Genomic DNA, 7785 nt, shown 5'->3' on the forward strand with positions numbered 1-7785 from the left:
ACTTTTGCTTTGCCACGGAACGGTCTGCGTTGTCGGGAAGATGCGTGATCTGATCCTTCAACTCAGCAAAAGTTCGATTTATTCAACAAAGCCGAATGAGACGGTCGTCCCTTCCATAAGCCCTATTTCGCTTTCACTTAACCCCTGGTCGATCAATTCCCAGTCCCGAACCCGGGAACTGCGTATGGCCACGCATGGTCTTAACCTGATCTGTGCAGTCACGGATGAGCATACCCGTCAGATAGTTGACTTTTGCGATAACCTTGGACAGCAGCTTAAGGATCCGGACGACAAAAGCGCCTGGGTTAAGCTCATTAATTCTGAATGCGCTTTGCTTAATTCTCCGCGTCTCTATCCCGTTCTGCTTGAGCCGGATACACCGGCACAATTTGAAATCTTTGTGCCAGCTCCGGAAGATGGAGAACACGACACGGTCATAGCCAGCGTTGTTAAAGAATGTTTCGGAGATGAATGCCGGTACAGAGTAACGGACAAAGCTTTTGCAATGTCGGAAAAGCCAGTCATCAGGCTGGAAGCTCATTTCAATGACAAACGCGAAAAGGTTTTAGAACTGACCTTTTCCTGTTTCAATCTTTCACTCTCAGCGTCCGTGCATGAAAACCAGCTACGTCAGATTTTGTTACTTTGCGAAGACTTTGGCGTAAGGCTTCAGGGTAGAGCAGGGGCATCCTGCCACGTTAATATGCGCAGTGCTTACCGTCGTCTTGCTCATGTTGGCACCGGCTCTCGCCCAGGTGATGACAGTGATGTGCGGGTCTATACCTCGTTAAAAGAAGAAAAAGATGTTAAGAGGCTGCTTGATAAGTCAACCAGGGGAAGTGAGCTTGTACCGGCGAGGCACGGGCAGCAGTTTAACGGGGTCTTAGTGAATGCCACACCCGCATCGGCCACTACTGGTTTCATTTACCTTTCGCATGATTTTCCGGAAGGCCAGTTTATGATGACAGCCGAGGTGTTGCATGTTGGAATTACACCAGGCGGTATTTACTACATTGAAACACTGGACGGTTACCGGTTTATCGTGACAGCGTTTGAGAAGGGATTAATGAACGGTTTGAGGGAGTTTATAGCTGCAAATGAGGAATATTTTAAGTATTACCGCTGGTCTTAGTATCTGAGCTGAAACCGGTAGGCCAGGGAAGGCAACCGGGAAAATGCAATTTAACCTGATCCTATACCTACGACTATCTTTATCCACTTATAATAGCCTCACCAAATTATAATGCCCGATCACCGCATTTGCTTAAACCTCACATATTCTTCTTATGCTTCCCCTGATAATCTACGACCGAAAGACAAAGGAAAGTGAATACGAAATAAGATTTATGAGCACATAAAAGTTACTTTTCCTTGGTGGCACATCACAAACATTGTGGGTTTCATAATCCTTTTTGTTATTTAAAAAGGATGTGTTCAATTCTAATTAAAGGTGGTATTTTTTTTGAAAGTTTGCTGGGAGGTTATTAGCTGGGGGGATGGGTAACAGTATAATAAGTACAGATGAAAAGGAGGTTTTATGAAAGCGTTAGACGTGGTTTCAACTCAACTCAACTTTATTAATCTGTTGGATCAGGCAGGATATGCTCTTTCAGAAATTGTTGTAAAACGCTTCAGTGCTGCACCAGCCTTTAACGAAGGGCACTGGTTGTTCATTGCAGAGCAGGATAACCGCTACATTGAAGTGGTCTGTATTCTCTCTTTAGCTTCAGAAAGCGGAGAGCAGCATATTGATGTTTTTATTAATATGTTCGAAGACCCGATTGATGATGTTATTTCACGAAACATTGAAACCAAAACCTTTGCGACGCTTTATAAATACATTGAACGTATACCTTTTACTCCGGGTGTAAAGAAAGAATTCTTGAGCAGTATTGAGAACATCAATTTTAGTTAATCAAAAACCACAACTTTTTGCCACCAAGTTATTAGGTAATGCTATCAACCTGATATAATTACCTTAACATGAATATGAGCGGAGCCGGGTTATGTCTAATAATACTGAAGTCATTAGCTGTGATTTATTTTCAACTCTATCTTCACTTAATTTTAGCACCGAGGATATTACAGGTTTGACTCCGGCCAACTTTCGAAAGGGAGCTTTCTTACATGCAAAAATTTCTGCTAGCCAGGCCACGCGAGCGACTGATATTTCCATTCAATTACTCACGGATCGTGTTTCAGGTGAAATGAACTACGTAATAGTAATTGGCAGGCACGAAGGACTCCTGCAAAGCGAAGCAATTGACCCAAACGCTGATAAGCAATACCGGGAAAACCGTTATTCTCGCCATTTTATCTCAGTAACCGATGCCAATACCAAAGCCCTGAAAAAAACCTGCAAGGTAATGAAAACATATATCAAAGAGCAGGCATTTAAGCCTAACACCTGGGGGCACAGTTTCATTAAGGGTTGATTTATTCTTGCCCCGGTGAGCCGGGGCAACGCTAAATTAACCTCAAACTGTGCTGGAGGCACAAATGTCTGAAAAACACTTTATCGTTAAAATCCAGAACCGAAACGGCGACCATGAGAATAGCTATGTTCGGTTACTCGTCAGCGATTGTGAGAAAAATGCTTGCCAGACGGCACTCATTTCAGAGTGCCATGGCGAGCTTGAACAGCTGAGTTTTGAAGACGGTGGGGTTTACGACTACAACGGCGAAAATCACTACAGTGTCAGGAGCTGCGTGGAGGTTGCTCCAGAAGACGTTGCAACTTTGCAACGCTTCCTTTAACACCTGCGACATTTGATTAAATATCGGGCGTCCGCTACAGGATGCCCGTGATTTAAACGATTCCTCAAAGATCGCTGTCACTCCTGATAACTGTATTAAGAGCAGGTTTGTGATAGGTTCAGCGTAACAACATTACTGGAATTTTGGTTGCCTTGATGAAGAGCTGCTTTTCTGATTTACCCGTTAAAGACGGCACGTCCGGAACCTGGAAACTGGACACATTCGAAATTACCGCAGATAAGGCGATGAGCCTCGCCCTTCGTGCCGAGTATACAGGTAATACAGACGAGTTTATCCCGCCCGGTAGATATCGGCGTTTGTCCAACGGCTGGGATGTGGTGATGTCCAATACCCCGATGGAGATCAGAACCTGCCAGGATTTTTTAGAGCGAGCCACCGGGCGCGTGCTCATTAATGGTCTTGGTCTGGGGATGGTGCTTCACGCCATTCTTCAAAAAGAAGATGTAACCCATGTAACAGTAATTGAAAAAGAACAGGACGTTATTAACCTCGTTGCGGCCTCGTTTGCAAACGATCCTCGCGTTGAAATTATCCATGCTGATGCAATGATGTATTGCCCACCAGCAGGCGTCACGTACAACGCATGCTGGCACGACATATGGCCAGACTTCGCAACAGCTAACCTCTCACAGATGGATAAGCTGGAAATTAAGTACCGGGACATCTGTGAATGGCAGGGCTCGTGGGGCAGGGAGGAGTGTGAGCAAAAGCACATTGAGTTTCAAAATCTTGGGGCTGATTGAGTACAACTTTTGAAGGTGTCTCCGCTAAAGAAGACTGGGTCTCTTTGCGCATGCCCAGCTGTGCTGCATGACCTGACAAAGCCTATAAATAAACAGATCGGTTTGATTTAGTAATCCCCCTTCCAACCATCAGGCCGATATTTAAACTGCATCTCCATTAAGGATGGCTGATGAGCACGATTTCTACGGATTTAATTGCACGGATCTACGCAGCCTCCGAATTGCCGTTGAGCAACGACGAGCTTTATCGCGAAGTGCAGCGTGAAACTGGCATGTCGGATGCCGAATTGCACGAACTGAAAGAATTTGGGTCAGATAAAACCAGAACCAGCGGCGTCAAACACAAAGTACGCTGGTTTCAGCAGACTCTTCGGCAGGCCGGAGTCATCGAACGCGTTCCAGAAAAACGGGGCGTCTGGAGATACTCCTCTAAGACGAAAACAAACCTACACGAGTCATGGGAAAAGCTCTGTGTTGTCGGTTTCTCAACTTCTCTTGGGGCATCGGTTTTTGGAAACGCCTATGCCTTCTTCAGCAATATCACAGAGCAAATTCATCTTTGCCTGACCTCGCCGCCTTACCTCCTTCGAAATTCAAGAGACTACGGGCATGGCGGGGGGCGTGGCGAGCAGGTTTATATTGACTGGCTTCTGCGTATCCTCGAACCGATCGTGAAACAGCTTGTACCCGGCGCAAGTGTGGCATTGAATATCACTCAAGATAGCTTTAATAGGGGCAGGCCTTCACGTTCTCTGTATCTGGAGCGTCTGACACTGGCATTATGTGACAAGCTGGGGCTTGAGCTCATGGACAGGCTTCAGTGGGTGAATCGCAGTAAGCCCCCATCGCCAACGCACTGGGCATGTAAGCAACGAGTGCAGCTCTGCTCATCGTATGAGCCTGTGCTGTGGTTTACCAATGATGCGAGTAAGGTTCGTTCAAACAACTTACGTGTACTGCAACCGCATTCAGAGCAGCATCTTAAATTGCAGGCAGCAGGCGGTGAAAATCGCACGACCTTTTATGGTGATGGGGCGTACCAGCTTAAAAGCGGATCCTTTGGAAATAAAACAGAAGGAACGATCCCCAAAAATACTTTGTTTTACGGCAATAGCTGCGCTGATACGAGATTTTGCCATTCCATTGCCCGCGAGCTAGGTTTTCCGCTGCATGGTGCAACGTCTCCTACCAGGCTTGCAGCGTTTCTGATTGAGTTTTTGACAGAGCCGGGAGATCTTGTTGTAGATCCCTTCGCTGGCCTGCATAAAGTTCCCATCGCAGCCGAGCGACTTGGCAGACGTTGGCTGGCGACGGACAAAATCATGGAATGGCTGGCGATTTCCCGAAACCTTTTTACGGCCGCACCGGGATATAAGAGTAACCCCATGCTGGACGAGCTCGCCGAACTGTATCGGGCTTAATGCAAGTTAACGGTTTTGATAAAGTGGTTTGAAGCGACAAGCGGTTTATTCATTTTGCATTGTTTCTACCATAAAATGACAATATTAACGGCTTAGCATACGCCGCAGAGATAATTAGGGTGCCATTCATTTCCGGTTGTCTGTATTAACGAGTGTATTCAATATTCACTTGTTTCTCCGATATAGACCCAACAAAAAAAACTGATGGTTGTGATACAGAACTTGTTGAATTAACATCCGGTACATTAACTATATTGGTAATTTAGACGGTTTCTAAATTAAAGGTGGACAGATATGAAGTCAGATACAGAAATGGTTTCTCCTATCGAGTTGCACATTGGCGATCATGTCCAGCGGCATGGTGCTTTATTTGAGGTTATGCATATTGTTGAATCCGAATGCGATATTCCCGGCGGCATCCGGGTAGCAGCATGCATTTCACGGGTTATCGGTGACGTTACGGGCAATATTCCTCGTGGTTGGCTGGAAACACCGAAGCGTATGGCTGAGCGAGGAGTTAAGTGGGCGACGAGTCTGCCTGAGGGGCTTTACTTTAACATCCAGGGGAACGCACATGCGAAAGTAAGCCGGGTTATTCGTAATGTGACTAATTGAAACTTTTTTCTGAATTGCGGTGTAAAAGTTACTTTTCACCGCATCGTTTTCCCTAACTACTAAATCAGAGCTTCTCTGAAATAAGCGGATTTAACCGCTAGCGATTTATTCAGGCCATTTTATTCTAATCATTATCCTACACTTCAAAAATATTCATTATTTTTTCTTCTGACCTATTAGCCAGAATTCTCGATTCGGTATCATTTACTTACGGTAAATCTTTTGAAAACGAGGTAAATGGCATGCATTCTCAGGATCCTATCACGAAATTAACCCAGACGTTGCAACGCGACGATGGTTCTCAGGTTCGTATTGTAGCGCAGCGGGGATATGGAAGTGGGCTTACAGCCTCGCTTGATGTGTACGTTCTCCGTCGTGATTCCTCTGAAAGCAACTGGTCACTGTGCGGAAAAGATCCTCACCCAGAGTGGAGAAAGATGTCAGTAGATGAGTATCAGAAATTTGGACGCTCTGAAATGCTGCGTTATGCCACACCAGGTGAAATTCTCAGGGTGGCATCCGCTATTGGCCAGCCAATGAGCTTCCTCGATGGCAACCCTGCGTTTTAGCCCGAACCCTGGCGACGCCTTTTAAACCGGCGTCATTCTTTTTACGAGCAACAGACGGAGAAAAAATGAATCTGAACGAACGAAGCACGAGCGCAGCAACGCCAGATTTGAGCCGACTTTATCTCATTTCCGGGCGCATTATGTTTGATGATGATGATCAGGCCTACCTGGTCGAAGCCGACTCCCCTGGTGATGCAGAGGAGGCTTTCCGGCATCATATTGCTGACAGTGCCGACGACTTAGAAAAGGTGATTATAGTTTCCTCTACAAGTTTCGCTTCAGCTCACAGCAGTCGCGTAATTTGTCGGCCTGCCGTGAAGTAATTTCAACTTCCAATGATATTTCCCTCTTTATAAAAGCCGCCGTCTGGCGGTTTTTATTTGCAAAAATGAATATTAATCCTGAATGATATTAATTTAAGATGAGGTAGTGTTCATATTCTTCTTCTTAATATTTTTTCTAAAAAAACGCCTTCAGGTTATTAGTTGGTATTAGTGTATTTGTTATGATCTTCTCATCAAATACATTAATTAAATAATCAAGGAGTCAACTGTGGCAGATAATTATACTCAGGCGTCGTTTATTATTCCCTGCACTCAGGAGCAGGCAAAAATGGCACAAGAAGCAATCACATTCGTTACCGAAGCAGAAATTGCAGAAGGTGAGCGTTTGCTTGATAAGCCACTGACAGATTGTTCTCTGACTGAGAAGCTGATCCTCAGTATTATCGAGAACCACCCTGAGTATGACCCTTCTGAGCCGAGCTTTGGGCAACCATCCTGCCCAGACTGCAATTATGAACTGTTGTTCGCAACAGAAGTTACCAGCAGTGGGCTGGCAGTTTTTCATGGAGAGACCATTGATCTTGACCATGCAATTTGCCTCACAACTGCCGTGCTGTCGGTATTCGACCTCTCGGAAATGGTAACAATTACTGCTGCATTTACATGCAGTAAAAGCCGGACAGATGAATTTGGGGGTATGACTATTCTGGTCACAAAGGATACCCACTATTACCAGGATGGCTGTCAGTTTTCTCGTCTCATGAATGAGGCTCACAAAGCCGGTATCCAGTATGCTCTGTGTAAAGTGACGCATTACCACGGTGAGAGCAGCTATGTGGCAAGCTATGTCCTGAGCTGCGACGTAGCGGATTCAGCCCAGGAGGTCGTTAACAAACGACTGAAGGCATGTGCCGGAAAAGAGCCAGAAGACGGAATCTATATTCTGTGTGAAGAAGACAACACTAGTCTTTCGGTCGAACTCGTTACAGAACTGTCTCCGCTCGATTACGACAAGCTGAGCAAGCTTCTCCCTTCCCTTGACACCCTTTGCGGCGCTTAAGCCTGCCAATTACCGTAGCCACCGGTTTCCCCGGTGGCCTGGAGCCTGCCATGACCAATAAATTCATAGTTTCTACCGTTGATTGTATCAATGAATTTGCAAGTGACGTTCCGCAGAGTGTTTCCTTACGGATAGATACAATGCTTGAACAGCGTATCCGCAAATTGGCGGCATACGTGAAAGAAAACGATCTTCATTTAACTGAGTTTTACTTCTATGAGGCTTTGTTGAATAAATCGAACTTTTGCTGAGTTGAAGGATCAGATCACGCATCTTCCCGACAACGCAGACCGTTCCGTGGCAAAGCAAAAGTTC

The 7785-nt window shown here is 45.6% G+C and carries 11 protein-coding genes; all 11 read left to right on the forward strand.

Going from position 1 to position 7785, the window contains the following annotated elements; translation table 11 throughout:
- The first annotated feature begins 40 nt into the window (after positions 1–40).
- Positions 41–1132, forward strand: a complete 1092-nt coding sequence (locus ACOTWU_RS24625; protein WP_126125900.1) for a flavin reductase — start codon at positions 41–43, stop codon at positions 1130–1132.
- Positions 1133–1537: 405 nt separating this feature from the next.
- Complete coding sequence (locus ACOTWU_RS24630; protein ID WP_000645320.1) at positions 1538–1915, forward strand: hypothetical protein; 378 nt, start codon at positions 1538–1540, stop codon at positions 1913–1915.
- A gap of 91 nt (positions 1916–2006) precedes the next feature.
- Positions 2007–2435, forward strand: coding sequence for a hypothetical protein (locus tag ACOTWU_RS24635; RefSeq protein WP_000069824.1), 429 nt, complete (start codon positions 2007–2009; stop codon positions 2433–2435).
- A gap of 64 nt (positions 2436–2499) precedes the next feature.
- Positions 2500–2757 carry a hypothetical protein gene (locus tag ACOTWU_RS24640; protein ID WP_001290639.1) on the forward strand — a complete coding sequence of 86 codons (258 nt, stop codon included), beginning with the start codon at positions 2500–2502 and terminating at the stop codon, positions 2755–2757.
- Between the two features lie 155 nt (positions 2758–2912).
- Entirely contained in the window at positions 2913–3521 is a 609-nt protein-coding gene (locus ACOTWU_RS24645) for a hypothetical protein (protein ID WP_000833775.1), read from the forward strand.
- A 170-nt stretch (positions 3522–3691) separates the two neighbouring features.
- Entirely contained in the window at positions 3692–4942 is a 1251-nt protein-coding gene (locus tag ACOTWU_RS24650) for a site-specific DNA-methyltransferase (protein WP_000104393.1), read from the forward strand.
- 294 nt (positions 4943–5236) lie between these two features.
- Complete coding sequence (locus ACOTWU_RS24655; RefSeq protein WP_000834113.1) at positions 5237–5557, forward strand: hypothetical protein; 321 nt, start codon at positions 5237–5239, stop codon at positions 5555–5557.
- A 242-nt stretch (positions 5558–5799) separates the two neighbouring features.
- Positions 5800–6126, forward strand: a complete 327-nt coding sequence (locus ACOTWU_RS24660; protein ID WP_000556022.1) for a hypothetical protein — start codon at positions 5800–5802, stop codon at positions 6124–6126.
- Between the two features lie 65 nt (positions 6127–6191).
- Positions 6192–6449: a hypothetical protein gene (locus tag ACOTWU_RS24665; protein WP_001052325.1), complete on the forward strand. Its 258-nt coding sequence runs from the start codon at positions 6192–6194 to the stop codon at positions 6447–6449.
- A 229-nt stretch (positions 6450–6678) separates the two neighbouring features.
- A complete protein-coding gene (locus ACOTWU_RS24670; RefSeq protein ID WP_000774871.1) occupies positions 6679–7470 on the forward strand; it encodes a hypothetical protein in 792 nt (263 codons plus the stop codon).
- 252 nt (positions 7471–7722) lie between these two features.
- Positions 7723–7785: hypothetical protein (locus ACOTWU_RS24675; protein WP_223226701.1), on the forward strand; the 63-nt coding region annotated here is incomplete at its 3' end.

This window comes from Enterobacter cloacae complex sp. GYL001 (genome assembly GCF_049237125.1).
GTDB lineage: Bacteria > Pseudomonadota > Gammaproteobacteria > Enterobacterales > Enterobacteriaceae > Enterobacter > Enterobacter hormaechei_C.

Bases quoted from the DNA above. Each gene is read 5' to 3' on its own strand.
- ACOTWU_RS24650 (WP_000104393.1), top strand. From the start codon at position 3,692: ATGAGCACGATTTCTACGGATTTAATTGCACGGATCTACGCAGCCTCC.
- ACOTWU_RS24635 (WP_000069824.1), top strand. From the start codon at position 2,007: ATGTCTAATAATACTGAAGTCATTAGCTGTGATTTATTTTCAACTCTA.
- ACOTWU_RS24660 (WP_000556022.1), top strand. From the start codon at position 5,800: ATGCATTCTCAGGATCCTATCACGAAATTAACCCAGACGTTGCAACGC.
- ACOTWU_RS24665 (WP_001052325.1), top strand. From the start codon at position 6,192: ATGAATCTGAACGAACGAAGCACGAGCGCAGCAACGCCAGATTTGAGC.
- ACOTWU_RS24630 (WP_000645320.1), top strand. From the start codon at position 1,538: ATGAAAGCGTTAGACGTGGTTTCAACTCAACTCAACTTTATTAATCTG.
- ACOTWU_RS24645 (WP_000833775.1), top strand. From the start codon at position 2,913: ATGAAGAGCTGCTTTTCTGATTTACCCGTTAAAGACGGCACGTCCGGA.
- ACOTWU_RS24655 (WP_000834113.1), top strand. From the start codon at position 5,237: ATGAAGTCAGATACAGAAATGGTTTCTCCTATCGAGTTGCACATTGGC.
- ACOTWU_RS24640 (WP_001290639.1), top strand. From the start codon at position 2,500: ATGTCTGAAAAACACTTTATCGTTAAAATCCAGAACCGAAACGGCGAC.
- ACOTWU_RS24625 (WP_126125900.1), top strand. From the start codon at position 41: ATGCGTGATCTGATCCTTCAACTCAGCAAAAGTTCGATTTATTCAACA.